Origin of the sequence: Labrys wisconsinensis, from assembly GCF_030814995.1 — a bacterium.
Lineage (GTDB): Bacteria > Pseudomonadota > Alphaproteobacteria > Rhizobiales > Labraceae > Labrys > Labrys wisconsinensis.
Genome location: NZ_JAUSVX010000001.1, coordinates 342,432 through 368,989, shown reverse-complemented (window position 1 = coordinate 368,989; position 26,558 = coordinate 342,432). Strand labels below are relative to the sequence as shown.

At 70.4% G+C, this 26,558-nt stretch carries 22 protein-coding genes; 16 read left to right on the top strand and 6 right to left on the bottom strand.

What is annotated here, in order from left to right:
* Window positions 1-36: 36 nt before the first annotated feature.
* The 4 genes from QO011_RS01635 to QO011_RS01620 all read left to right on the top strand — a co-directional run bounded on the left by QO011_RS01635 (window position 37) and on the right by QO011_RS01620 (window position 4,658).
* The gene (locus tag QO011_RS01635; protein ID WP_307266794.1) at window positions 37-1,530 is read left to right on the top strand and encodes an alpha-glucosidase/alpha-galactosidase; all 1,494 of its coding nucleotides are present in this window, start codon (window positions 37-39) and stop codon (window positions 1,528-1,530) included.
* A gap of 61 nt (window positions 1,531-1,591) precedes the next feature.
* Window positions 1,592-2,848, top strand: a complete 1,257-nt coding sequence (locus QO011_RS01630) for an ABC transporter substrate-binding protein (RefSeq protein ID WP_307266792.1) — start codon at window positions 1,592-1,594, stop codon at window positions 2,846-2,848.
* Between the two features lie 23 nt (window positions 2,849-2,871).
* Window positions 2,872-3,813, top strand: a complete 942-nt coding sequence (locus QO011_RS01625; protein WP_307266791.1) for a carbohydrate ABC transporter permease — start codon at window positions 2,872-2,874, stop codon at window positions 3,811-3,813.
* A complete protein-coding gene (locus tag QO011_RS01620) occupies window positions 3,813-4,658 on the top strand; it encodes a carbohydrate ABC transporter permease (RefSeq protein WP_307266789.1) in 846 nt (281 codons plus the stop codon). The genes QO011_RS01625 and QO011_RS01620 overlap by 1 nt, the downstream gene beginning before the upstream one ends.
* 43 nt (window positions 4,659-4,701) lie before the next feature.
* Here the strand turns inward: QO011_RS01620 and QO011_RS01615 are convergent, their stop codons facing one another.
* Complete coding sequence (locus QO011_RS01615; protein ID WP_307266788.1) at window positions 4,702-5,592, bottom strand: shikimate dehydrogenase; 891 nt, start codon at window positions 5,590-5,592, stop codon at window positions 4,702-4,704.
* A gap of 357 nt (window positions 5,593-5,949) precedes the next feature.
* Here QO011_RS01615 and QO011_RS01610 point away from each other — a divergent pair, with 357 nt between their 5' ends.
* The 8 genes from QO011_RS01610 (at window position 5,950) to QO011_RS01575 (ending at window position 17,213) form a co-directional block, all read left to right on the top strand.
* Window positions 5,950-6,636, top strand: coding sequence for a TetR/AcrR family transcriptional regulator (locus QO011_RS01610; RefSeq protein ID WP_307266786.1), 687 nt, complete (start codon window positions 5,950-5,952; stop codon window positions 6,634-6,636).
* Between the two features lie 241 nt (window positions 6,637-6,877).
* Window positions 6,878-7,945, top strand: a complete 1,068-nt coding sequence (locus QO011_RS01605; protein ID WP_307266784.1) for a sugar ABC transporter substrate-binding protein — start codon at window positions 6,878-6,880, stop codon at window positions 7,943-7,945.
* Between the two features lie 53 nt (window positions 7,946-7,998).
* Window positions 7,999-9,483, top strand: a complete 1,485-nt coding sequence (locus QO011_RS01600; RefSeq protein WP_307266781.1) for a sugar ABC transporter ATP-binding protein — start codon at window positions 7,999-8,001, stop codon at window positions 9,481-9,483.
* Window positions 9,484-9,521: 38 nt separating this feature from the next.
* Complete coding sequence (locus QO011_RS01595; protein WP_307266779.1) at window positions 9,522-10,487, top strand: ABC transporter permease; 966 nt, start codon at window positions 9,522-9,524, stop codon at window positions 10,485-10,487.
* Entirely contained in the window at window positions 10,484-11,461 is a 978-nt protein-coding gene (locus QO011_RS01590) for an ABC transporter permease (RefSeq protein ID WP_307266776.1), read from the top strand. The genes QO011_RS01595 and QO011_RS01590 overlap by 4 nt, the downstream gene beginning before the upstream one ends.
* A gap of 8 nt (window positions 11,462-11,469) precedes the next feature.
* Complete coding sequence (locus QO011_RS01585; RefSeq protein ID WP_307266773.1) at window positions 11,470-12,405, top strand: cyclase family protein; 936 nt, start codon at window positions 11,470-11,472, stop codon at window positions 12,403-12,405.
* 456 nt (window positions 12,406-12,861) lie between these two features.
* Entirely contained in the window at window positions 12,862-14,037 is a 1,176-nt protein-coding gene (locus tag QO011_RS01580; protein WP_307266771.1) for an efflux RND transporter periplasmic adaptor subunit, read from the top strand.
* Between the two features lie 11 nt (window positions 14,038-14,048).
* Window positions 14,049-17,213: an efflux RND transporter permease subunit gene (locus QO011_RS01575; protein ID WP_307266769.1), complete on the top strand. Its 3,165-nt coding sequence runs from the start codon at window positions 14,049-14,051 to the stop codon at window positions 17,211-17,213.
* A gap of 129 nt (window positions 17,214-17,342) precedes the next feature.
* Here QO011_RS01575 and QO011_RS01570 read toward each other — a convergent pair whose 3' ends face one another.
* From QO011_RS01570 to QO011_RS01550, 5 genes are all read right to left on the bottom strand, one after another.
* Window positions 17,343-17,630, bottom strand: coding sequence for an HPr family phosphocarrier protein (locus QO011_RS01570; RefSeq protein WP_307269185.1), 288 nt, complete (start codon window positions 17,628-17,630; stop codon window positions 17,343-17,345).
* A gap of 164 nt (window positions 17,631-17,794) precedes the next feature.
* The gene (locus QO011_RS01565) at window positions 17,795-18,196 is read right to left on the bottom strand and encodes a PTS sugar transporter subunit IIA (RefSeq protein WP_307266766.1); all 402 of its coding nucleotides are present in this window, start codon (window positions 18,194-18,196) and stop codon (window positions 17,795-17,797) included.
* Between the two features lie 248 nt (window positions 18,197-18,444).
* Window positions 18,445-18,894, bottom strand: a complete 450-nt coding sequence (locus QO011_RS01560) for an HPr kinase/phosphorylase (protein ID WP_307266765.1) — start codon at window positions 18,892-18,894, stop codon at window positions 18,445-18,447.
* Window positions 18,891-20,648, bottom strand: coding sequence for a sensor histidine kinase (locus QO011_RS01555; protein ID WP_307266763.1), 1,758 nt, complete (start codon window positions 20,646-20,648; stop codon window positions 18,891-18,893). The genes QO011_RS01560 and QO011_RS01555 overlap by 4 nt, the downstream gene beginning before the upstream one ends.
* 10 nt (window positions 20,649-20,658) lie before the next feature.
* Window positions 20,659-21,357 carry a response regulator transcription factor gene (locus QO011_RS01550; RefSeq protein WP_307266760.1) on the bottom strand — a complete coding sequence of 233 codons (699 nt, stop codon included), beginning with the start codon at window positions 21,355-21,357 and terminating at the stop codon, window positions 20,659-20,661.
* Window positions 21,358-21,500: 143 nt separating this feature from the next.
* Here QO011_RS01550 and QO011_RS01545 point away from each other — a divergent pair, with 143 nt between their 5' ends.
* From QO011_RS01545 to QO011_RS01530, 4 genes are all read left to right on the top strand, one after another.
* Window positions 21,501-22,274: a HugZ family pyridoxamine 5'-phosphate oxidase gene (locus tag QO011_RS01545; RefSeq protein ID WP_307266757.1), complete on the top strand. Its 774-nt coding sequence runs from the start codon at window positions 21,501-21,503 to the stop codon at window positions 22,272-22,274.
* A gap of 103 nt (window positions 22,275-22,377) precedes the next feature.
* Window positions 22,378-23,565, top strand: coding sequence for a pyridoxal phosphate-dependent aminotransferase (locus QO011_RS01540; protein WP_307266754.1), 1,188 nt, complete (start codon window positions 22,378-22,380; stop codon window positions 23,563-23,565).
* Window positions 23,566-23,579: 14 nt separating this feature from the next.
* Entirely contained in the window at window positions 23,580-25,178 is a 1,599-nt protein-coding gene (locus QO011_RS01535) for a 5-guanidino-2-oxopentanoate decarboxylase (RefSeq protein WP_307266751.1), read from the top strand.
* Between the two features lie 75 nt (window positions 25,179-25,253).
* A complete protein-coding gene (locus QO011_RS01530) occupies window positions 25,254-26,423 on the top strand; it encodes an acyl-CoA dehydrogenase family protein (RefSeq protein WP_307266749.1) in 1,170 nt (389 codons plus the stop codon).
* The last annotated feature ends 135 nt before the right edge of the window (window positions 26,424-26,558 follow it).

Below are 26,558 nucleotides of genomic sequence, written 5' to 3'. Positions count from 1 at the left end.
GCCCGGCGGGTGTTCCTGTGCTGGAGACGGAACGAGATGGCTCCCCTGAAGATCGCGATCATCGGCGCCGGCAGCGTCGGCTTCACCCGCACCCTGGTGCGCGACATCCTGTGCGTGCCGGAGCTGCAGGAAGCCGAGTTCGCCCTGACCGACATCAACGAGCACAATCTCGGCATGATCCGGCAGATCCTGGAGCGCGTGGTCGCGGTCAACCGGCTGCCGGCGCGCATCAGCGCCACCACGCAGCGGCGGGCGGCGCTGGAGGGGGCGCGCTACATCATCAACTGCGTGCGCGTCGGCGGCCTGGAAGCCTTCGCCGACGACATCCGCATCCCCCTGCAATATGGCGTCGACCAATGCGTCGGCGACACGATCTGCGCCGGCGGCATCCTCTACGGCCAGCGCTCGATCCCGGCTATCCTCGAGTTCTGCCGCGACATCCGCGCCGTGGCCGAGCCGGGCGCGCGCCTGCTCAACTATGCCAACCCGATGGCGATGAACACCTGGGCCGCGCTCGAGCACGGCGGGGTCGACACGATCGGCCTCTGCCACGGCGTGCAGCACGGCTGGCGCCAGATCGCCGAGGCGCTCGGCGCCGCCCACCCCAGCGAGGTCGAGTACATCTGCGCCGGCATCAACCACCAGACCTGGTATATCGACGTGCGCCACAACGGCCGGCGCGTCGGCCGCGACGAGCTCGTCGCCGCCTATGAGCGCCATCCCGTGCTCTCGCGCCAGGAGAAGGTGCGCATCGACGTGCTCAAGCGCTTCGGCGTCTATTCCACCGAGAGCAACGGGCACCTGTCCGAATACCTGCCCTGGTACCGCAAGCGCCCGGAGGAGATCGGCCGCTGGATCGACATGTCCGAATGGATCCACGGCGAGACCGGCGGCTATCTCAGGGTCTGCACCGAGGGGCGCAACTGGTTCGAGGAGGAATTCCCGCGCTTCCTCGCCGATGCGGACAAGGCGATCGATCCGGGCCGCCGCACCACCGAGCATGCCAGCTACATCATCGAGGCGCTGGAGACGGGCCGGGTCTATCGCGGCCATTTCAATGTCAGGAATCGCGGCCTGATCACCAACCTGCCGGCAGACGCGATCGTCGAATCGACCGGCTTCGTCGACCGCTTCGGCCTCAACATGGTCGCCGGCCTCACCCTGCCGGAGGCCTGCGCCGCGCCCTGCATCGCCTCGATCAACGTGCAGCGCATGGCGGTGAAGGCGGCGGTGACCGGCGACGTCGACCTGCTCAAGCTCGCCGTGCTGAACGACCCGCTGGTCGGCGCCGTCTGCACGCCGGACGAGGTCTGGCAGATGGTCGACGAGCTGCTGGTGGCGCAGGCGCGCTGGCTGCCGCAATACGCCCACGCCGTCGCCGGCGCCGAAGCGCGGCTGGCCGGGAGCAAGGTGCCGAAGCGCGACTGGCAGGGCGCCGCGCGCCTGCCGGTGCGCTCGATCGAGGAGCTGCGCCGCGAGCGCGCGCGCAGGGAGGGCGGCGTGTCGCCGGACCAGCAGGTGGTGGCCTGACCCTTCGCCATCCGCACGCGGCCGCCACAAGACCAACAAGGCCAATCAGGGGAGAACGACGATGAGGATGCTGAAGATCGGACTGCTGCTGGCCGCGCTGGCGACGCCCTTGCTGCCCCGCGGTGCCGCGGCCGAGCCGGTGACGCTGAACTTCTGGGTCGCCTGGGATCCGGTGCAGGCCGAGACCAGGGCGGCGCAGGCAGAGATCGCCGCCTTCGAGGCCGCCCACCCCGATATCAGGATCAAGACCCAGACCATCGCCTACGACGCCCTGCACGACAAGCTGGTCACCGCCATCGCCGGCGGCGACGCGCCGGACCTCAGCTGGGGCCTGATCGAATGGCTCGGCGAGTTCAACCGCATGGGCGCGCTGGCCGACCTCACCGCCGACGCGGCGGCCTGGCCGGACCGCGACAAGATCTATCCCAACGCCCTCGCCGCGCTCACCGTCGACGGCAAGCTCCTGGCGCTGCCGAACTATCTCGGCTTGCGCGGCCTGCTCTACCATGCCGACATGCTCAAGGCGGCCGGCATCGCCGAGCCGCCCAAGACCTGGACCGAGCTGGTCGAGGCCGCCGGCAAGATCAAGCAGGCGACGGGCAAGAACGGCTTTGGCATCGCCGGCAAGGGCGTGCGCTCGCCGCAGGAGCTGATCATGTATCTCGCCCAGAACGGCGTGTCGCTGGCCCGGCGCATGCCGGACGGCAAGTATCGCAACGACTGGGCCGACAATCCCGACGAGATGAAGCGCGCCACCGAGGTGTTCGCGCTCTACCGGCAGATGCTGGACAAGGACGTGATCCCCAAGCAGGCGGCCGGCTGGGGCTGGGAGGAGGAGGACACCAACTTCGCCCTCGGTCAATATGCCATGGTCGTCGACGGCTCCTGGATGCGCAGCCGCATCGACCAGAACGCCGAGACGATGAAGGACGTGCGCGTCGCCCCGCCGCCGGCCGGGCAGAAGGCCGCCACCTTCTTCGAGATCGCGCCCTTCTACATCTTCAGGAGCAAGCACCCGAAGGAGACCTGGACCTTCGCCGCCTTCATGCTCGGCCACGACTTCCAGTCGGCCGTCTACCCCGACCGCTCGCCGCGGAGCGACATCGAGGGCGACGCGGTCTGGGGCCAGCCCTTCACCTCGCTGACGCCGATCGGCGTGTCCTTCCCACCGGTGGCGCTCGGCTCGATCACCCGCGACATGGCGGATTCGATCGGCCGCGTGCTCCTGAAGAACGAAGATCCGGCTTCGGTGGCGGCCTGGCTCGGCAAGGCGATCAACAAGAGCCTGCGCCAGTCGGGTGAAATCTCCACCCAGTGACGCCGCGGGAGGGCGGGGGAGCCATGGCGGCCTTGGACTTCGCGGCATCGGACGGGGCGGCGGCGGTCGCCCGCCCGGCGGCCGGCCGCCAGGCCCGGCTGCGGCGCGCCGCCGCCCTGTTCCTGGCGCCGGCGGCGGCGCTGATGCTGGTGCTGGTCGCCTTTCCCCTGGCCGACGTGCTCTGGCAGAGCCTGCACTATGCCAACCTGGTCGACCCCGCGACGTCGGGCTTCGCCGGGGCGGACAATTACCGCACCGTCCTGGAGGACGAGGACTTCCTCCCCGCCCTGTGGAACACGCTGACCTGGACGGGCCTCTCCGTCGCCGGCGAATATGCCCTCGGGCTCGCCGCCGCCCTGGCGCTGGCGCAGCCGATCCGGGCCCGCGCCGTGTTCCGCGGCATCGTGGTGGTGCCCTGGGTGATCCCGATCGCCATCGCCGGCCTCAACTGGATGTGGCTGCTCAACCCTGATTACGGCGTGCTCAACGCCTGGCTGGTCGATCTCGGCCTCATCGATCACCCGCGCGACTGGCTGGGACAGGTGGACACGGCGCTGCTCACGGTCACCCTGGTCAATATCTGGCGCAGCTTTCCCTTCTACACCATCAGCCTCCTGGCGGCGCTGCAGGCGGTGCCGCGCGAGCTGCACGAGGCGGCGGCGATCGACGGGGCCGGGACGCTCCGGCGCTTCCTCGTCATCACCCTGCCGCACCTCAAGGCGGTGTCGCTGACGCTGGTGTTCATGCACATCGTCTGGACCGCCATCAATTTCGACTTCATCTGGGTGATGACCCAGGGCGGCCCACTCAACGCCTCGCAGACCCTGCCCGTGATGATCTACCGCTATGCCATGCAGGACTTCGACGTCGGCGCCGCCTGCGCCCTGGCCTCGATGTCGATGGGCTTCATGGCCGCCATGTTCTTCGTCTATTTCTACGGCGTGCGCCGCCGGGGCGGGCGCTGATGGTGGTGAACCGCAGCCAGCGCCTGATCGCCGGCGTGGCGACCTATGCGACGCTCGCCGTCTTCTGCGTGCTGTGCCTCTTTCCCTTCCTGTGGATGCTCGACACCGCGCTGAAGCCGCCGGCCGAGGTGATGAGCAGCCGGCCGACCTTCCTGATCGCGGCGCCGACGCTGAAGAATTTCGCCGCCGTGCTGCTCGACAGCGATTTCCTCGTCTATTTCCGCAACAGCCTGATCGTCGCCGGCGCCTCGACCCTGTTCACGCTGGTGGTGTCGGTGTTCGCCAGCTACGCCCTCAGCCGCTGGGGATACCAGACCGTGAGCCGGCTGGTCGGCGGGGCCATGGTGGTGTCGCAGATGATCCCGGGCGTGCTGCTGCTCGTGCCGCTCTACGTGCTGATGCGGCATCTCGGCCTGCTCAGCACCTATTGGGCGCTGATCATCGTCTACTGCACCTTCATGATCCCGCTGGTGACCTTCATGCTGAAGGGCTTCTTCGACGGGATCCCGATCGAGCTGGAGGAGGCCGCCGAGATCGACGGCTGCTCGCGCCTCGGCTTCATCCGCCGCATCCTGCTGCCGCTCTCGGCGCCGGGGATCCTGGCGACCGGCGTCTTCGCCTTCGTCGCCGCCTGGAACGAGTTCATGTTCGGCTACGTCCTGATCAACGACGACGCGCGGCGCACGCTCACCCCCGGGATCATGATCTTCAAGGGCTCGCACCAGACCGACTGGGGCCTGCTGATGGCCGCCTCGGTGCTGGCAGTGGTGCCGGTCGCCCTCGGCTTCGTCTATCTCCAGCGCTTCCTGGTCGAGAGCCTCTCGGCCGGCGCGGTGAAGGGGTGAAGGGCGCCTTGCGCCGTGCCCGGCGGATCGCGAGGCCGTAGCCTCATCCGCTCCGGCCGGCGGGCTCGCCGCGCACCAGGCTCTCGAAGTGGCGCAGCATCCGGCCGGCATCGGGCTCCAGGCCGGTGAAGAGGCGGAAGGCGCCGACCGCCTGGAACACGGCCATGCCGCCGCCGTCGACGGTGCGGCAGCCCCTGGCACGGGCGGCGCGCAGGAGCTCGGTCTCGAGCGGGAAGTAGACGATCTCCGCCACCCAGGGCCGGCCGTCGAGGAGGTGCGCGGGCAGCGGCATGCCGGGATGGCCGCGCATGCCGGTCGGCGTCGCATGGATCAGGCCGGTGGCCGTCGCCATTACCGCGTCGAGGTCCCCGCCGGCGCGGATGCGGCGGTCGGGGAAGCGCCCGGCAAGGTCGGCCGCCAGCCGCTCGGCCCGGTCCGCCTCGCGGTCGAACAGGGTGAGCGCCGCCGACCCCATGACGAGCGCGGCATGGGCGACGGCGGCGCCGGCACCCCCGGCCCCGAGCTGGACGACGGCGCGGAGGTCGGCGTCCGGCAGGGCTCGCCTGAAGCCCTCCCGAAAGCCCGACCAGTCGGTGTTGTGGCCGACGCGCCGGCCCCCGCGCAGCACGACGGTGTTGACCGCGCGCAACGCGGCGGCGTCGTCGGAGAGCGCATCGAGCTCGGCGAGGACCGCCTGCTTGCAGGGATGGGTGACGTTGAGGCCGACGAGGCCGCGCCGCTCGGCCGCCTGGAGGATCTGCGGCAGCGCGGAGGCATCGAGATGCAGCCGCTCCAGGTCGATCAGCTCATAGTCATAGGCGAGGCCGTTGGCCGAGCCCTCGGCCATGTGCAGGGCCGGCGTCAGCGAAGCCTGGATGCCGGCGCCGATCAGCGCTGCCCGAACGGGGGTTCCGGTTGACCCTTCTGCCGACACACGTCTTCTCCCGAGCCTGCGCGTCCCGGCTCATATACGAACTGGTTCGTACATTTGTCCAGAGCTCCCGCCCCACGGTTCGCCGCAGAGAGGGTGGCGAAGGCCGCCTCCGGGCAGGCTCTCCGGAATCCGTCCGGGCCCACGCATTCGGGCAGCCTTGATTTTGCATGGGACATGCCAAATCAATCATGGCGAAAGCCGCGGAAACTGCTTAGGGGACGAACTTGGACGTTCGCGGGCCGGCTTGCCGCCCGCGGCGGGAGTCTCCCGATCGCGGCGGCCTGCTGCCGGTCGCGGCCGCGGATCGCGACGTTCGAAGCCGAGGTCATGCGGATGAGGCGGCGGGAAGAACCGGCGATGGCGAGGCGGAACGAGGCGGCAGGAGCGCCGGAGGCGGGCAAGGCCGCGGCAGAAAGGCCGGCTTCGCGCCGTGGCGACGCCGATCTCTCCCGCAGCGACATCCTCGACGTGGCGACGCAGGAATTCGCGGCGCATGGCCTGTCCGGCGCGCGGGTCGATGCCATCGCCGAGCGGACGCGCACCTCCAAGCGCATGATCTACTATCATTTCGGCAGCAAGGAGGGGCTCTACCTCGCCGTGCTCGAGAAGGCCTATCAGGCCATCCGCGACGTCGAGGACGCGCTCAACCTGGCCAATCTCGACCCGGAGACCGCCATCCGGGTGCTGATCGGCTCGACCTTCGACTATGACGAGGCCCATCCGGAATTCGTCCGCCTGGTGGCGATCGAGAACATCCACCGGGCCGAGCACATGGCGCGGTCGGAGACGATCGCGAGATTGAACGTCTCGGTCATCGACGCGCTCACCGCGATCCTGGAGCGTGGGCGCAAGGAGGGGACGTTCCGGGCGGCGATCAGCGCGGTCGACCTGCACATGATGATCAGCGCCTTCTGCTTCTTCCGCGTCTCGAACCGGCACACGTTCGGCACGATCTTCGCCCGCGACCTCGGCGAGCACGGCACCAGGGCGCGGCACCGGCAGATGATCCAGGATGCCGTCGTCGCCTATCTCAAGCACGGCTGACGGGGCGAGCGCGGATGACGGCGTCGCTGAAACGGCGTTGACGTGTACTAACTAGATAGTGTTTATATCGCCAGCCGGTCCGGGAGGATGCCGGCGCCGCCGTCCTCGCCGACGGTGGGCCGGGCGACGAGGCCCGGTCGATCGCGCCGCCCTCCCTGCCGGCGTTGGAAGTCCGACGTCCGCCGGGACGGGGATCGAGCAAAACGGCACGCCCGCGAATGGCGGCCAAGGGAGGACGGCAATGGCATCGTCAAGCTTCGGGTGGGGACTTCGGGCCGCGGTCGCGGCGCTGGGCCTGGCGACGTCCGGCCTCGCCCCGGCCTCGGCGGCCGACAAGGGCACGATCGTGGTGTTCGTGCCGTCGAGCACCAACCCCTATATCGGCCAGTTCCAGAAGGGCGCCCGGGATAAGGCGGCCGGGCTCGGCTACACCATCAAGGTCATCGAGAACAACTTCAACCAGGCCGAGCAGGACAGCCAGGTGCAGCAGCAGCTCGCATCGGGCGAGGCGGTGGCGGGCTATGTCTGGTGGCCGTTCGAGAACGCGGCGGGCCTGGGCTCGCTCCGCGCCCTGTCGCAGTCGGGCGCGCCGGTGATCGTCTCGAACCAGTATCCGATCAAGGGCACCGAGGCCTACTGGACCGCCTATGCCGGCGCCAACGACTTCCTGAGCGGCAAGACGGCGGCCGAGCTCCTGCTCGACGCCTGCGCCAAGGCGCCGATCAAGTGCGGCAAGGGGGCGATCATCCGCTTCCCCGCCGGTGTCTCCGCCGGCGACGACCGGGTGACCGGCTTCCAGGATGCGGTCAAGGGCAAGCTGGAGACGATCGCCGTGGTGCCGACCGCCGGCTTCCTCGAGGACGAGGGCTACAAGGTCGCCGCGCAGATCATCCCGGCCAACAAGGGCGTGCTGACCTGGCTCTATACGGAGAACGACTCCATCGCCGGCGCGGCGACGCAGGCGGCCCGCGAGAACGGCCTGACGCCGGGCAAGGATATCCTGATCGTCGGCGGCACCTGCCACGGCGATTCCAGCCATGTCGTCAACGGCGAGCTGGTCGGCACCGCCATCCAGTCCGGCTATTTCGAAGGCTGGCTCGCGGTGCAGACGCTGGCCAAGTTCGTCAACACCGGCAAGGTCGAGGACGGCGAGGTCTATGTCGAGGCCGGCCCGGACGCGCCGCCCTCGGACGAGGGCGCGCCGCACAAGTACAATTTCCTGCCGAACCCGCCGGTCGGCAATTCGCAGCAGGCCTATGATCAGACCAAGCTCTGGGGCCGCACGGCCAAGGAGCTGTGCAACTTCTGAAAGACCGACCGGCCGTGCCAGCGGACGGCACGGCCGCCGACGGGGAGGCCGCCATGCTGCGCATGACCAAGATCGCCAAGCGCTACGGCGCGGCCGTCGCCCTGGAGAGCGTCGACCTGGAGGTGCGGCGCGGCGAGGTGATGGCGCTGCTCGGCGAGAACGGCGCCGGCAAGAGCACGCTCGTCAAGATCCTCGCCGGGGTCGAGACGCCGGACGCGGGGACGATCGAGATCGCGGGAACGCCGCGCGCCATCCGCTCGCCCGTGCAGTCCCAGGCCGCCGGCATCGCCTATGTCGCGCAGGAGCTCAGCATCGTCGAGACGCTGTCGGTGGCCGAGAACGTCTTCCTCGGCGACGGGAGCGTCGGCGTCTGGCGCTCGCCGGCGAGGCTGGCCCGCCTGGCCGGGCCCTTCCTCGCCCGCGTCGGGCTCGACCATGTCGACCCCCTGCAGGCGGCCGGCTCGATCTCCGTGGCGGAGCGCCAGCTCGTCGAGATCGCCCGGCTGCTGTCGCGCAAGGCGGTCATCGCCATCCTCGACGAGCCGACGGCGGCGCTGTCCGACGCCGAGATCGCGCGCGTCAAGGCCGCGGTGCGCGCCCTGTCGGCCGAGGGCTGCGCCATCGTCTACGTCACCCACCGGCTTGGCGAGGTGTTCGAGCTCGCCGGGCGCGTCACCATCATCCGCAACGGGCGCAGTTTCCCGCCGGTGGCGACAGCCTCGCTCGACGTCGACGGGCTGATCGAGCGCATGCTCGGGCGACGGCTCGACCAGATGTTCCCGCCGCGGGCAGAGGCCTTCGGCGAGACCCTGCTCGCCGTGGAGGCGGGGCTGTGCCGCGGCCTGCAGGCGCCGCTGTCGTTCCGGCTGCGGCAGGGCGAGATCCTGGCGCTGGCCGGGCAGGTCGGCAGCGGCGCCAATGCGGTGCTGCGCATGCTGGCCGGCACGGTGCCGGCCCAGCAGGGCCGCCTGACGCTCGCCGGCCGGCCCTATGCGCCGCGCTCGATCGCCGATGCCATCGCGGCCGGGGTCGGCTATTGCTCCGACGACCGCAAGCGCGACGGCATCTTCGCCGCGCGCAGCCTGGTGGAGAACCTGTCGGCCCCGGCGCTCGACCGGGTGACGCGCCTGGCGCTGATCGATGCCGGCGCCGAGCGGGCCCATACCAGGACGATCGCCGGGCAGTTCGGCCTCGATCCCGACCGCCTCGGCCGGCTTGCAGGCCATCTCAGCGGCGGCAACCAGCAGAAGGTCGCGCTCGGCAAATGGATCGGCCTGCCGCCGCGCCTGCTCCTGGTGGAGGAGCCGACCCGCGGCGTCGACGTCGGGGCGCGGGCCGAGATCTACCGGCACCTGCGGGCCCAGGCGCAGGCCGGCCTCGCCATCCTGTTCTCCTCCTCCGACACCCAGGAGGTGCTCGGCCTCGCCGACCGGGTCGCGACCTTCTATCACGGCCGCCTGGTTGGTCTGGCCGAGGCCGCGGCGCACACGGTCGAGAGCATCACGCGCGACGTCACCCATCCCGATCTCGCCGCGTGACCCGGCGTCGCCATCCCCAACGCTCGCAGGCGGAGCCCATGCTGGCCCTCACCCAATCGACATCGCCGCCGGGACGGTCCGCCCGCATCGTGCCGTTGGCGCTGATCGCCGCGGCGATCGTCCTGCTGGTGCTGGCGGCGCGCTGGACCACCCCGGCCTTCGCCACGGTCGACAATGCCTTCGTCATCGTCCGCGCCGCTTCCATCACCGGCATCGTGGCGATCGGCATGAGCTTCGTGACCATCTCCGGCAACCTGTTCGCCCTGTCCGCCAGCCAGCTCGCCGCGCTGCTGGCCGTGATCTTCGCCCTGGCGACGCAGGCGCTGGGCTTTGCCGGCGGCGCGGCCGCGACCCTGGCCATCGCGGCGGCGGCCGGCATCGCCCAGGGGCTGGCGATCACCGTCATCGGCAACCCGATCGTCACCACGCTCGCCTTCGGCGCCGTCTTCCGCGGCCTCGCCTCGCTGGTCAGCGGCAACGGCATCGTGCGGATCGACAGCGCGGCGGCGAGCTGGTTCGGCACGGCCCGCCCGCTCGGCATCCCGACCCAGAGCTGGGCCTTCGCGGCGATCGCGCTCTGCGGCTGGTTCCTGATCCGCAGGGCCCGCATCGGCCGGCTCCTGGTGCTCTCCGGCGCCAACCGGGCGGCGGCGATCGCCAGCGGGCTCAGCGTCGGCGCCGCCACCGTCGCGGCCATGACCCTGCTCTGCCTCGGGAGCGCCATCGTCGCGATCTTCACCGTCGCGCAGTTCGCGCAGGCCAAGGCCGATCTCTTCACCGGCACCGATTTCGACTATATCGCCGCCGTCCTCGTCGGCGGCATCGCGCTCCGGGGCGGGCAGGGCTCGCCGCTGCAGGCGGCCTTCGGCGCCGTCCTGATCGCGCTCCTGCAGAACTTCATGCTGCTCAACGGCCTCAGCGCCGGTGTCCGGATGACGATCGTCGGCGGGCTGGTCGTCGTGGCGACCTGCGCCTTCCATCTCCTGCAGGGGAGGGCGCGATGATGGCCTCGCCCCAGGCCCGCGACCTCCTGGCCCGCGCCGCGCTGATGGTCGCGGTCTACGCGATCTTCGCCGCGATGCTGCCGACCTACACCTCGCTCAAGGGCGGCGCGGCGCTGCTCGATGGCGCCGTGCTCACCGGGCTGATCGCCCTCGGCGTCGGGCTGACGATGATCGCCGGCGAGATGGACCTGTCGGTCGGCTCGATGGCGGCGCTGTGCGGCGTCATCGCGGTCAAGCTCGCGCCGTCGGCCGGCCCGATGCCGGCGATCCTGGCCGTGGCCGCCTTCGCCGCCGGCCTCGGCGCGCTGCAGGGGCTGGCGATCGCCTGGCTGCGCATCAACTCGATGATCTTCACCATCGGCACGCTGATCGGCCTGCGCGGCATCACCCTGATCGCCTCGGGCGAGACGACCGTGCTGATCCCGTTCGACCGGCTGGCGATGACGGACGGCTTCGCCGCCCGCTTCCTGGTCTTCTCGCCGCTCAGCCTGACGCTGCTCGCCGCGGCGCTGGCCGTCGGGCTGTTCGCCAACCGGACGCTGTGGGGCCGCGAGCTCTATGCGATCGGCGGCGGGCGGGCCGAGGCGCGCGCCGCCGGCGTGTCGATCCGCCGGCCGATCGTGCTCGCCTTCGCCCTGTCCGCCGGCCTGGCCGGGCTGGGCGGCGCCCTCCTGTCGTTGCGCTCCGGCAGCGCCAGCCCGCTCGGCTTCGAGGCGGTGCTGCTGGAGGCCGTCGCCGCCTGCCTGATCGGCGGCGTCGCCCTGCAGGGCGGGCGTGGCAGCATCCCCGGCATCCTGTGCGGGCTGTTCGCCCTGCGCTTCCTGATCAGCGGCATCGGCGGCATGGGTGCGCCTTTCTGGGCCCAGAGCCTTGCAACCGGCGCGCTGCTGATCATTGTGATCGTCGTCGAGGCCCTGTCCCGGGCCATCGTCGCCCGGCGGGCGCTGGCGCGCCGCGGCGCCTCCGCCACCTGAGTCCGGCCATGTCCGACGACACCAATCCCGCCTTGGGCGAAGCCTGGTTTCCCTCGGCCTGGGGGGCCGGCGACCAGCGCGGCAACGGCAATCTGCAGGGGCCGGACAAGGTCAAGGCGGCGATCGGGCTGATCCGCACCGGCGAGACCGTCAGCCTCGGCTTCCCCTATTCGACGGCGATGCCGCTGTCGCCCGGCCGGACCTTCGGCCTGAAGCTGCCCGGCGGCCCGACGGGCGGCCCCGAGGGGCGCCGCAGCCGGACGGTGTGGAACGACGACTTCATCGCCACCGAGATCGGCCAGATCGGCACCCACATGGACGGGCTCGGCCATGTCGGGCACCAGTTCGGCGGCTGCGGCCATTGCCAGACGCTGCTCTACAACGGCAACCGCCTCGCCGACATCTGGACGCCCTACGGCCTGAAGCGGCTCGGCATCGAGCAGGCGCCGATCTTCTTCACCCGGGGCGTGCTGCTCGACGTGCAGGGGCTGTTCGGCGCCCCGCTCGACCCGGGATTCGAGATCACGCCGGACCATCTCCTTGCCTGCCTGGAGCGCGAGGGCCTCGACCCCGCGGCGTGGCTGGAGCCCGGCGACGTCGTGCTGATCCGCACCGGGCACGGCTCGCGCTTCCACGCCGAGGCTGCGACCTGGTACGACGGCGCGCCGGGGCTGGGCCTGGCCGCGGCGGAGTTCCTGTCGGCGCTGCGGCCCTCCGTGGTCGGGGCGGACAATTTCGCCGTCGACGTCATGCCGCCCGTCGATCCCGAGATGGTGCTGCCCTGCCACCAGCACCTGATCATGCGGCACGGGATCCACCTGCACGAAGGCATGAACCTCGACCCGCTGGCGGAGAAGCGACGCTTCACCTTCGCCTATGTCTTCGCGCCGACGCCGATCGTCGGCGCCACGGGATCGCCCGGGACGCCGTTCGCCGTGCTCTGAGCCCTGCGAGCGGCCGTCCGTCCGGCCATTCATGAGCCGGACGCATAAGACTATTCGCACCCTGCCGGCTAGTCGCCGGCCGCGCCAGGCGATAGGCAGGCTCGTCATCGCCGCGTCGCAGGACGGGCGGATGACCCTGGTCGTGCGCGCAGGACAGGCATGGCACGACCGGCTTCGCCGGCCCCGGAGGCGGCGGCGGCCGGGCTCGCCCCCTGCCGTTGCGGCGGCACGGATTTTTGCTAGTGTTCCGACTCTGACGGTCCGTCCCGAACCGTCAGCCCGGAACCCCAGCTGGTTCAAGGCCTTGTGTTGTGCTTCCGGCACAATGGTCAGGAACCGAGCGGCGGAAGCACAACACCAGGCTGCCGCGGAGCGGCATCGATTGTCGAAAACTCTCGCCGGCGCCCGCGCGCCGGACGCCTCAGGTCCTTTCTCTCCGGTCGAACGAGGCCACCCATGGTCCAAGCCACGACGTCCCAGCGCAGGCCCGCGTGCCGGCGCCTCCTCCGCCTCGCCCCGCTGCTGGCCCTCGGCCTCGCCCTCGCGCCGGCCGCGCAGGCCCAGCAGCCGCCCGCGCCGACCGTCACCGTCGCCAAGCCCGTGGTGAAGGACGTCGTCGAGTATGACGACTTCATCGGCCGCTTCGAGGCGGTCGACCAGGTCGACATCCGCGCCCGCGTCTCCGGCTATGTCGACAAGATCGCCTTCGCCGACGGGGCCATCGTCAAGGCCGGCGACCCGCTGTTCACCATCGACCAGCGCCCCTACCAGGCGGCGCTGGAGGAGGCGCAGGCGAGCCTGGAATCGGCCAAGGCCAATCTCGACTTCACCACCGGCGATCTCGCCCGCGCCGAGGACCTGCGCAAGACCGGCAACATCTCCGGCCAGATCTACGACCAGCGCACCCAGGCCTTGGCGACGGCGCGCGCCGACGTGAACCGCACCCAGGCGACGCTGAACCGCGCCAAGCTCGACATGCAGTTCACCGAGATCAAGGCGCCGATCTCCGGGCGCCTGTCGCGCCGCCTGGTGTCGATCGGCAACCTCGTCAATGCCAACGACACCATCCTCACCAACATCGTGTCGATGGATCCGATCCAGTTCTACTTCGACGTCGACGAGCGCTCCTTCCTGGCCTACGAGAAGCTGGCGACCGGCTCGCTCAAGGTGTCGATCGGCGGCGACCCCAACGAGGTGTCGGTGGCGACCTCCGACGAGGACGAGCCCACCCACAAGGGGCACATGGACTTCACCGAGAACCGGCTCGACCAGGCGAGCGGCACGATCCGGGCCCGGGCGGAGTTCCCCAACAAGGACCTCAAGCTGGTGCCGGGCCTGTTCGGGCGCATCCGCATCCTCGGCTCCGACAAATATCGCGGCGTGCTGGTGCCGGAGGAGGCGCTGTCGACCGACCAGGACCGCCGGGTGGTCTATGTCGTCGGGCCCGACAACACCGTGTCGCTGCAGCCGGTGCGCGTCGGCTCGCGCGTCGACGGCTACCGCGTCATCCGCGAGGGCCTCAAGGGCGACGAGACCATCGTCGTCAACGGGCTGATGCGCGTGCGGCCGGGCGTCAAGATCACGCCGAAGCCGACCACCCTGCCCGACGTCTACGTCGTGGCCAAGCAGTAGGGGCAGGGCAGATGCGGTTCGCGCACTTCTTCGTCGACCGGCCGATCTTCGCGGTGGTGCTGGCCATCGTCATCTCGCTGGTCGGCACCATCGCCTTCCTCGGCCTGCCGGTGGCGCAATATCCCGAGATCGCCCCGCCGACCATCGTCATCCGCGCCTCCTATCCCGGCGCCAATGCCGAGACCGTGGCCGCCACCGTCGCCACGCCGCTGGAGGAGCAGATCAACGGCGTGGAGAACATGCTCTACATGTCCTCCTATGCCAGCAGCGACGGCAACCTGTCGCTGACCATCACCTTCAAGCTCGGCACCGACCTCGACCAGGCGCAGGTGCTGGTGCAGAACCGCGTCGCCATCGCCACGCCGCGCCTGCCGGACGACGTGCGCAGCCTCGGCGTCACCACGCTGAAGAGCTCGCCCGACCTGATGATGGTCGTGCACATGTTCTCGCCGGACAACCGCTACGACCAGCTCTACATCTCCAACTACGCCCGCAACAATGTGCGCGACGAGTTGCTGCGCCTCGACGGCGTCGGCGACCTCACCATCTTCGGCGAGCGCCAGTACAGCCTGCGCGTCTGGCTCGACCCCGACAGGCTCGCCACCTTCGGCCTGACCTCCTCGGACGTGGTCGCCGCCATCCGGGCGCAGAACGTCCAGGTCTCGGCCGGTGCCCTCGGCCAGGAGCCGACCCCGGCCGACAGCGCCTTCCGCATCACCATCAACACGCAGGGCCGCTTCCAGGACGCGACGCAGTTCCGCCGGATCATCGTGCGCTCGACCTCCGACGGGCGCCTGGTGCGCCTGCAGGACGTCGCCAGGGTCGAGCTCGGCGCCCAGGACTACGTCACCAATTCCTATCTCGACGGCAAGCCCGCCGTGGCGCTCGCCATCTTCCAGCGGCCCAACACCAACGCCCTGGACGCCGCCGCCGACATCATCAAGACGATGGAGGAGCTGAAGAAGTCCTTCCCGCCGGGCGTCGCCTACGACATCGTCTACAACCCGACCCAGTTCATCGCCGAGTCGGTCAACGCCGTCTACCACACGCTGGGCGAGGCAGTGGTGCTGGTGGTGCTGGTGATCCTGGTCTTCCTGCAGAGCTGGCGCACGGCCCTGATCCCGATCGTCGCCATCCCCGTGTCGCTGATCGGCACCTGCGCCATCATGGCCGCCTTCGGCTTCTCGCTGAACAACCTCACCCTCTTCGGCATGGTGCTGGCCATCGGCATCGTCGTCGACGACGCCATCGTCGTGGTCGAGAACATCGAGCGCAACATCGGCGAGGGCATGTCGCCGCGCGATGCGGCGCACGAGACCATGGACGAGGTCGGCACGGCCGTCATCGCCATCGCCCTGGTTCTGGGCGCGGTGTTCATTCCCACCGCCTTCATCCCCGGGCTCTCCGGCCAGTTCTATCGCCAGTTCGCCCTGACCATCGCGGTCTCGACCTTCATCTCGGCCTTCCTGTCGCTGACGCTGTCGCCGGCTCTCTCGGCGATTCTGCTGAAGCCGCACCATGCCAGGACGCCGAAGACCATTGTCGGGCGGATCGGCAACCGGCTCGCGGGCGGCTTCAACCGCGGCTTCGACCGGATGTCCAGCGGCTATGCCGGCGCGGTGCGCGGCATCGTCCGGCGCAAGCTGATCGCCCTGCCGATCTATGCCGGGCTGCTCGCCGGCACGGTGTGGATCGCCCAGGCGGTGCCGCGCGGCTTCATCCCGCAGCTCGACCAGGGTTATGCCATCATCGTCGCCCAGCTGCCCGACGGCGCCTCGCTCGCCCGCACCGACGCCGTCACCAAGCGCATCACCGAGATCGCCCTGCAGACGCCGGGTATCGAGCACTCCGTCGCCTTCGCGGGCTTCTCCGGCGCGACCTTCACCAACGCCTCCAATGCCGCGGCCGTGTTCGTGCCGTTCAAGCCCTTCGACGAGCGGGTGAAGGAGGGCCTGACCGCCGACAAGATCATCAAGGACCTGTTCGGCCGCATGCAGGCGATCGAGGAGGCCTTCATCATCGCCATCCCGCCGCCGCCGGTCCGCGGCATCGGCAACAGCGGCGGCTTCAAGATGCAGGTGCAGGAGCGGATCGGGCCGGACGTGCGCCGCATCCTGGCCTCGACCTACGAGCTGATGGGCAAGGCCCGCGCCAATCCCAAGCTCGCCGGCGTGTTCACCACCTTCACGGCCAGCGCGCCGCAGATCTTCCTGGCCATCGACCGGCAGAAGGCCGAGCTGCTCAACGTGCCGATCAGCAACATCTTCGACACGCTGCAGCAGAATCTCGGCACCGCCTATGTCAACGACTTCAACGCCTTCGGCCGCGTCTACCAGGTCAGGGCCCAGGCCGAGGCGCGCTTCCGCTCCGACACCGAGCAGATCGCCCGCCTCCGTGTGCGCTCGGCCAGCGGCGCCCTGGTGCCGCTCGGCACCCTGGTCGACATCCGCGACGTGTCCGGGCCGGACCTGATCCAGCGCTACAACATGTACACATCCGTGCCGCTGCAGGGGAATCCGGCACCGGGCGTCTCCACGGGCGAGGCGCTCGCCACCATGGAGCAGCTGGCGCAGGAGACCCTGCCCCAGGGCGCGACCTTCCAATGGACCGAGCTCGCCTTCCAGGAGCGCTCGACCGGCAACACGGCGATCTTCATCTTCGCCCTGTCGGTGCTGTTCGTCTTCCTGGTGCTGGCCGCCCAGTACGAGAGCTGGTCGCTGCCGCTCGCCATCATCCTGATCGTGCCGATGGCGGTGCTCTCGGCCCTCGTCGGCGTGATGCTGCGCGGCATGGACAACAACATCCTGACCCAGATCGGCCTGATCGTGCTGGTGGGCCTGGCGGCGAAGAACGCCATCCTGATCGTCGAGTTCGCCCGCGAGGCGGAGGCGCGCGACCACAAGGATCCGGTCGCGGCGGTGGTGGAGGCCTGCCGGCTGCGCCTCAGGCCGATCCTGATGACCGCCTTCGCCTTCATCCTCGGCGTGGTGCCGCTGGTCATCGCCGTCGGTCCCGGCGCCGAGATGCGCCAGGCGCTCGGCACGGCGGTGTTCTTCGGCATGAGCGGCGTCACCGTGTTCGGCCTGTTCCTGACGCCGGTGTTCTACGTGGTGCTGCGGGTGATCGCCATGCGCCTCGCCCGGCCGCGCAAGCCGGCGGCGGGGACCGCGACCTGAGGCGCGCCGCGGGCGCAGGAAGGCGCGTTCCGCCATCCCGGAGGGATCGCTGGGACGCGCCGGCCTTGCCGGCGATTCGCGTGACGGGGATCTGGGAGGGGAGCCGGGGACCGGCGTCGGGGCGGGCCGTCAGGCCTCTTCGCCGAACTTGTCGGCGACCAGCGCTTCGATGGCCGCCATGCAGGCGGCGGCCTCTTGGCCGCGCACTTCCACGGTGATGGTGGTGCCGCGCGCGGCGGCGAGCATCATCAGGCCCATGATGGAGAGGCCGCCCACCGTCTCGCCGCAGCGCGAGACCTTGACCTCGGCGTTGAAGCGCTCGCTGGTCTGCACGAACTTGGCCGAAGCCCGGGCGTGCAGGCCCTTGTTGTTGACGATCGGCAGGACCCGGACGATCGAACCATCCGCGGCGGGCATCGCCGACTCGTTGCAAGGTTCGTCCACGCTGCTCGATTCCATCTGTCTCACGCCGCCGAATTCGGCCCGCATCTGCTCAGGCGCCGGGGCCGGTTTCGACCCCCAACACTCCGCCCACGGATTGCTGAAGGTAGCATTCGCCGCTCGGGAAGCAAAACTGCGCATCATTGACCTGACAAAACGCGACTGGCGATGTTGATATATTTACGGCCCGCCTCCTGCGCGACGGCAACCGTGTCCGCCAGCGACTTCTCGCCGCGGACCCTGGCGAGCTTCACCAGCATGGGCAGGTTGACGCCGGCGACCACCTCGATCGAGGGGCCGCTCATCACGGAGATGGCGAGGTTGGAGGGCGTGCCGCCGAACATGTCGGTGAGCAGGACGACGCCCTGGCCGCTGTCGACCTCGCCGACGGCGCGGATGATGTCGCGCCGACGCTGCTCGACGTCATCCTCCGGGCCGATATTGATGGCCTCGATCTGCTGCTGCGGGCCGACGACGTGCTCGAGCGCGGCGCGGAATTCGGTCGCGAGGCGACCGTGGGTCACGAGCACGATGCCGATCATCGCCCGATCCGTCCAAAGCCGATGGCCCGAACCGACACCGCCGGGCTGCGCGATATCGAACATCCGCTTACGCACCGTCGAAGCATGGGCAAGATGGGAACGGTGCCTCCGCGACACGCGACCACCCCGCCCTTCAAGCGCATCGGCGGGCCGCGCAATGAGGCCGGGATCATATTCTTGCGGTGCACAAAAACAAGCCTCCCGATGAACCAGATTGTCGCAGTTTGGTCACAAAAACGCCGGCCGGGTCAGCGCTCCGGCAAGGCCGCCAGCGCCGCCTCGACCAGGGGCACCGCCCGGGCGGGGTCGCCGGGCACGGCGAGGCGCGCCAGGGCGATGCCGGCGAGGACCGTGCGCCGCGAGGCCTCCTCGGGCAGCCGTTCGAGGGCGTCGTCCGCGACGATGTCGGCCACCAGCGCCAGCACGGCGGCCGGCTCGAACGCCACCCGCTCGATCCCGAGGCCCCGGCGCTCGATCAGGCCGGCAATGCCGGCGGGAGCACGGGCGACGAGCCGGCCGCCGGCTGCCTCCAGCACGACGCGATCGTCGCCGACCAGCCGGGCGAAGCGCCCGCGCCGTGCGGCGTCGTCGATCAGGGCCAGGGCGAGGCGGCTCTTGCCGGCGCCCGGCGCGCCGCGAATCAGCACGCCCTTGGCGCCGACGAGGAGGCAGGTGGCATGGATGCTGGGGCCGCTCACGGCGCGGCGGCGGGCAGGCGCACGACGAAGCGGGCGCCCAGGACGCGCTTTTCGCTGTCCATCCGGTTCTCGGCCCAGAGCTTGCCGCCGTGCGCCTCGACGATCTGCTTGGAGATCGACAGGCCGAGGCCGGAATTCTGGCCGAAGCCCTGGTCGTCCGGCCTGTCGGTGTAGAAGCGCTCGAAGATGCGGGTGAGGGCATGCTCGGGAATGCCGGGCCCGTCGTCCACCACGTGGATCTCGACGAAGCTGCGGTAGCGCTTGAGGATGACGCGCACGATGCCGCCCTTGGGCGAGAAGGAGCGGGCATTGTCGATGAGGTTGTTGACGACCTGGCCCAGGCGCGAGTCGTAGCCGTTGACGAGCAGCGCGGCATCCGGGGTGCCGGCCGGAACCGTCAGCTTCACCGTGACGCCGTCGCCGCGGTCGACGCCGTTGGCGATGGCGATGACGGCGCGCACCAGCTTGGCCGCGTCCACCGGCTCGGCCTGCCCGCGCTGCAGCTCGGCATCGAGGCGCGAGGCGTCGGAGATGTCGCTGATCAGCCGGTCGAGGCGGCGCACGTCGTGCTGAATCACGTCGATCAGGCGCTGGTGCGAGGCCGGCGTCTTGGCCAGCGGCAGGGTCTCGACCGCCGAGCGCAGCGAGGTCAGCGGGTTCTTCAGCTCGTGCGCCACGTCGGCGGCGAAGCTCTCGATCGCCTCGATGCGGGTGAACAGCGCGCTGGTCATGTCGCGCAGGGCGCCGGAGAGGTGACCGATCTCGTCGGACCGGCTGGTGAAGTCCGGGATCGCCTCGCGCGCCTTGACGCCGTGGCGCACCCGCTCGGCGGCCTCGGCCAGGCGCCGCACCGGCCCGGCGATGGTGCCGGCGAGCAGGAAGGACAGCATCATGGTAACGCCCGCGGCGACGGCGAAGACGCGCAGGATGCCGAGGCGCTCGGCCGTGACGATCTTGTCGACGTCGCCGGGCCGGGTGGAGAGCAGCAGCACGCCGAGCACGGCCTTGAAGCGCTGGATCGGCACCGCCACCGAGACGATGGATTCGCCCTTCTCGTTGACCAGCACCAGCGTCGAGGGCGAGCCGGTCAGGGCGCTGGCGACCTCGGGATAGCCCTTGCCGTTGCGCGTGCCGAGCTCCTTGTAGACCGGCTGGCTGCCGTGGAAGAAGGTCTGGCGCAGCCAGGACCAGATCTTCTGGAAGATGTCGGGCTCGGCCTCGCGCGGCGGCAGGTCGGAGCGGACGATGTCGCTGTAGAGGAACAGCGCCCGCGAATCGATCACCATGTTGCCGTCGCGGTCATAGACCCGGGCGCGCAGCTTGGTCGGCGAGATCAGGCGCCGGAGCAGCGGCGCGACCTTCTCCGGATTGATCGGGAACTCGAGCGCCTGCATCGAATCGTCGGACGGGGCGCTGTCGTCCTGCGCCGCCTGCTGCTCCAGCAGCTTCTCCGGATCGATGCGGATCGCACCGGTCTCCACCGTCGCCGAGGCGGCGACCGCGCTCGCCATGATCTCGCCCTGGGTCAGCAGCGCCTGGACCCGGGCGTCGATCAGGCCCTCGCGGAACTGGTTGAGGTAGAGGATGCCGCCGACCAGGGCGACCAGGCCGGCGAGGTTGAGGATGACGATGCGCCGCGTCAGGCTGGAGAAGGGCTGGATGCCGGTGGCGCGCGCGGCAGACCACAGCTGCTGACGGAGCGACGGGGTCGCTTCGTTCTCGGACGGCGGGGCCTGGTCGACCTCTGCGGTCATGCCGTCGGGCTCATGCCTCCTTGAAACGGTATCCAACGCCATAGAGCGTTTCGATCATCTCGAATTCGTCGTCCGCCTGCTTGAACTTCTTGCGCAGGCGCTTGATGTGGCTGTCGATGGTGCGGTCGTCGACATAGACCTGGTCGTCATAGGCCGCATCCATCAGGGCGTTGCGGCTCTTCACCACGCCCGGGCGCTGCGCCAGCGCGTGCAGGATCAGGAACTCGGTGACGGTGAGCACCACCTGCTCGCCCTTCCAGGTGCAGGTGTGGCGCTCCGGGTCCATGCGCAAGAGGCCGCGGTCGAGGATCTTGGCGTCCGAGCCCTTGGCCGCGGCCGCGTCCTTGGGCTGGGCCCGGCGCAGCACCGCCTTGACGCGCTCGACCAGCAGGCGCTGGGAGAAGGGTTTGCGGATGAAGTCGTCCGCGCCCATCTTCAGGCCGAAGAGCTCGTCGATCTCCTCGTCCTTGGAGGTGAGGAAGATGACGGGCAGCTCCGACTTCTGCCGGAGACGGCGCAGGAGCTCCATGCCGTCCATGCGCGGCATCTTGATGTCGAAGATGGCAAGGTCCGGCGGGCTGGTCTTCAGCCCTTCCAGGGCGGCGACACCGTCATTGTAGGTCTGGATCCGGTAGCCTTCCGCTTCGAGAGCGATCGAAACGGAAGTGAGGATGTTGCGGTCGTCGTCGACGAGGGCGATGGTCGGCATGGCGATCTCGCATGTTCTGGAGCGCTGAAACGCGCGGTCGGCGTGCCAAGTCTACGCTCAAACCGGCAGAAATGTGACATCTCCTATCATATTATGCACGCCTCAGACCAGATTCGTTGCCTTCTTCCAATTTCGGATGCCCCATGGACCAGCCCGACACCGTCCGCCAGCCCGGCCAGGAGCCCTTGGCGACTCAGCCGGCCGACTTCGATCCGGTCCCCGAGGCGCGCATGCTGCTGCGCACGGTGCGGGCCGGCGCGCTGGCGACGCTCGCGGCCGGCAGCGGCCATCCCTTCGCCAGCCTGGTCAGCGTCGCCACCGCCGTGGACGGCACCCCGCTCCTGCTGCTCTCCGGCCTGTCGGCCCATACCAGCAACATCGCGGCGGACGCGCGCGTCTCGCTGCTCCTGGCCGAAGGCGGCAAGGGCGATCCGCTGGCCCATGCCCGGCTGACCGTCATCGGCCGCGCCGCCCGGAGCGAGGACGCCGGCGATCGCGCCCGGTTCCTCGCCCGTCATCCCAAATCGGCGCTCTATGCCGATTTCCCCGATTTCGCGGTGTTCCGCATCGCGGTCGAGGGCGGGCACCTCAATGGCGGCTTCGCCCGGGCGGCGCGCCTGTCGCGCGAGGAGCTGGTCCTCGACCTCGCCGGGGCGCAGGCCCTGGCCGCGGGCGAGGCGGGGGCGGTCGCGCACATGAACGAGGACCATGCCGATGCCGTGCGGCTCTACGCCACCGCGCTGCTCGGCCGGCCGGACGGGCCCTGGCGCCTCACCGGCCTCGATCCGGAGGGCTGCGACCTCGCGCTGGGCGACCAGACGGCGCGGCTCCTCTTCCCCCGGCCCGTCGCCGGTCCCGGCGAGCTGCGCGCCGTGCTGGTGGAGCTGGCCAAGGCGGCGCGGGCGAAGACGGCCTGAGCCCCCGGGGGTTACGCCGCCCCGGCCGCCATGGTATCGCAGCACCTGCTCACATTTGGCAGTCTGAGCAGCTGCTTGGGCTTCAACCGCATCGGGGCAGATCTTGCGCTTCGCATCCGTCACCAGCCGCCTGGCCGGGCTCGGCGCCGACAAATGGGCACTGCACCACGAGGCGCGCCGCCGCGCCGGCGCCGGCCAGAGCATCATCGAGCTGACCATCGGCGAGCCCGACACGCCGCCGCCGCAGGCGGTGATCGACGCCGCCATCGACGGGCTCCATCGGCGCCGCACCAAGTATAGCGGCGGGCGCGGCGATGCCGGCGTGATCGAGGCGCTGGCCCGCAAATATGCCCGGCGCAGCGGCCGGCCGATCGGCCCCGGCAACATCGCCTATCTCCCCGGCACCCAGACGGCGCTCTACGCCGTCATGCGCACCCTGGCCGAGGCGGGCGACGAGGTGCTGGTCGGCGATCCCCTCTACGCAACCTACGAAGGCGTCATCCGCGCCAGCGGCGCGACGCCGGTGTTCGTGCCGCTCGATCCGGCCCACGGCTTCCACATGCGCGCCGCCGACCTCGAGGCCGGGATCACGCCGCGCTCGCGCGTGCTGCTGCTCAACACGCCGCACAATCCGACCGGCGCCACCCTGAGCTACGAGGAGATCGGCGAAATCGCCGCGGTCTGCGCCCGGCACGACCTGTGGATCGTCTCCGACGAGGTCTACGAGACCATGGCCTATGCCGGCAGCTTCGCCTCGCCCTTCGACCATCCGCTCGGGGCCGAGCGCACGGCGGTGGTGTCCTCCATCTCCAAGTCGCACATGCTGCCGGGCCTTCGGGCCGGCTGGTGCGCGGGGCCGGTGGAGCTGATCGACCGCCTGCTGCCGCTCTCGGAGATGATGCTGTTCGGCGCCCAGCCCTTCATCATGGACGCGGCGGCCGTGGCGGTGGAGGGCGACTTCGCCGAGTGCCACGCCATGGTCGAGACCTTCCGCCGGCGGGCGAAGGTGCTGCCCGACCGGCTGGGCAACACGCCGGGCCTCGCCTGCCCGATGCCCGAAGGCGGCATGTTCGCCATGGTCGACGTCAGCGGCACGGGCTTGACGGGCGAGGCCTTCGCCTGGCGCCTGCTCGAGGAGGAACGCGTGGCCGTCATGCCGGGCTCGTCCTTCGGCGAGCAGGCGGGCGGACACGTGCGCGTCAGCCTCTCCGCCGACGAGGCGGTGCTGCACGAGGCGGCCGAGCGCATGGTGCGCCTGGCGATCCGGCTGACCCATGGGCGGGCCGCCTGAGACGGAGCACTGCGATGACCGACCTCCCCCCTCTCGGCTCCGCCATCCCGGCGCTGCTGGCCGCGCGCGGCATCGACACCGTGTTCGGCATTCCCGGCGTGCACACGGTCGAGCTCTATCGCGGCCTGCCCGGCTCCGGCCTCCGGCACGTCACGCCGCGCCACGAGCAGGGCGCCGGCTTCATGGCGGACGGCTTCGCCCGGGCGACGGGCCGGCCGGCGGCCTGCTTCATCGTCACCGGCCCGGGCCTGCTCAACATCGCTACCGCCATGGGCCAGGCCATGGCCGATTCGGTGCCGATGCTGGTGTTCGCCACGCTCAATCCGCGGGCGACGCTCGGCCGCGGCGAGGGCCGGCTGCACGAGCTGCGCGGCCAGTCGGCGGTCGGCCGCGAGGTCGCCGTGCTGGCCCTCACCGTGCTGACCGCGAGCCAGCTGGTGCCGGCGCTCGACGAGGCCTTCGCCGTGTTCGCCTCGGCCCGGCCCGGCCCGGTGCTGATCGAGCTCCCGATCGATCTCCTGTCCGAGCCCTACGCGCTGCCGTCCGCGGCGCCGGCGAGCCCGGCGCGGCCGGGCCTGCCCGACCCCGATGCCGTCGCCGCCGCGGCGGCGCGGCTCAACGCGGCGCGGCGGCCGCTGGTCATCGTCGGCGGCGGCGCCATATCGGGCGCCGATGCCGTGCGCGCCATGGCCGAGCGGCTCGGCGCCCCGGTGCTGCTCACCGCCAATGCCAAGGGCATCCTGCCGCCCGGCCATCCCCTGCTCGGCGGCGGCTGCGTGCTGACGCCGGCCCTGCACCGCCTGGTCGGGGAGGCCGACGTGGTGCTGGCGCTCGGCACCGAGCTCGGCGAGACCGACTTCTGGTACGAGGAGGGCGGGCTGGAGCTCCAGGGCGACGTCATCCGCGTCGACATCGACCCGCGCCAGCTCGCCCGCAATGCCCGCCCGGCCCTGCCGGTGCTGGCCGATGCCGGCCGCTTCGCCCGGGCGCTGACGCCGCTGCTCGCGCCGCTGGCCAGCGACGGGCCGGCGCGCGCGCAGGCCCTGCGCGCGGCGCTGATGGACGGCGCGGACCCGCGCTACACCAGGCACCGGCCGCTGCTCGACGCGCTCTGGCGCGTGCTGCCGGAAGCGATCGTCGCCGCCGATTCGACCTCGGCGAGCTATGGCGGCAACTTCCTGGCCGAGCCGCCGGCACCGCGGCGCTGGATGAGCGCGGCCACCGGCTTCGGCACGCTCGGCTATGCCCTGCCGGCCGCGATCGGCGCCAAGGCCGCACGGCCGGAGGCGCCTGTCGTGTGCATCATCGGCGACGGCGGCCTGCAATACACGCTGCCCGAATTCGCCGCCGCCACCGAGTCCGGCCTGCCGGTGATCGTGCTGCTCTGGAACGACCGGCGCTACGGCGAGATCGAGAACTACATGATCCGGCGCCAGATCGCGCCGCTGGGCGTCGAGCTGCATCCGACCGACTTCTCGCTGATCGCCCGCGCCTTCGGCTGCGAGCATGTCGCCGCCGACTCGCTCGCCGAGGTGGAGGCCGCCCTGCGCGCCGCCGCGGTGGGGCCGGTCTCGACGGTCATCGAGATGGATGCGTCGCGTTTTGCATCATGAGCGTCGCGTTCTGCTGCTGTCGCCGTTGCCTCCCCTGTAGGATCGCCGCTCCCCAGGGATCTTGAGGATCGCCCCGTGCAGTTCGCCCTCTCGCAAGAGCATGAGATGCTCGTCGAAACCGTCCGCCGGTTCGTCGAGGAGGAGCTTTATCCGCACGAGGACCTGGTCGAGGCGACGGACGAGATCCCGGACGACCTCGCCCGCCGGATCCGGGCCAAGGCGATCGAGCTCGGGCTCTATGCCGCCAACATGCCCGGCGAGGTCGGCGGCGGCGGCCTGGACGCGCTCGGCCTCGCCCTGCTCGAGCGCGAGCTCGGCCGCGCCAACTATGCGCTGCAGATGCTGGTGGCGCGCCCCTCCAACATCCTGCAGGGCTGCAGCGACGAGCAGCGCGAGCGCTATCTCCTGCCGACGGTCCGCGGCGAGCGGCACGACTGCCTGGCCATGACCGAGCCGGGCGCCGGCTCGGACGTGCGCTCGATGAAGACGCGGGCGGTGCGCCAGGGCGACGACTATGTCATCAACGGCCAGAAGCATTTCATCAGCCATGCCGACCGGGCCGACTTCATCATCCTGTTCGCGGTGACCGGCACGGAGGAGACCAGGCGCGGGCCGCGAAACCAGATCTCCGGCTTCCTCGTCGACAAGGGCACGCCCGGCCTCACCGTGCGGCGCGGGCCCAACGCGGTGTCGCATCGCGGCTATCACAATTGCGAATTGTTCTTCGACGACTGCAAGCTGCCGGCGAGCCAGCTGCTCGGCCGGGAGGGCCGCGGCTTCGACCTGATGAACGAGTGGCTTGGCGCCACCCGCCTCACCGTCGCCGCAACCTCGATCGGCCGGGCGCGGCGGGTGATGGAGGCGACGCTGGAATGGGCCGGCCAGCGCCGCCAGTTCGGCCAGACCATCTCGCAGTTCCAGGGCGTGTCCTTCCCGCTGGCCGACCTGATGGTGGAGCTGGAGGCGGCCGAGCTCCTGACGCTGCGCGCCGCCTGGCTGCTCGACCAGGGCCGGGCGAGCGATGCCGACTTCGCCATGGCCAAGCTCGCCGCCTCCGAGATGCTGGGCAAGCTGACGGATCGCGCGGTCCAGACCTTCGGCGGCATGGGCCTGATGGACAGCCTGCCGATCGCGCGCTGGTGGAAGGATGCGCGGGTGGAACGCATCTGGGACGGCACCAGCGAGATCCAGCGGCTGATCATCGCCCGCCAGCTCCTGCGCCCGCATGAAGCCAAAACGCGCTGATTCGGGTGGATCGGCTTGACGCAGCAGCCTTTCCTGCCCGATCCTAGCAACCTCCGCTCCAGGCCGATGCTGCTTGCCCCGCGTCCTACCCGCCGGGCTTCGTGCGTCCCGTGCCGCTCCAATTCGAGATTCGGG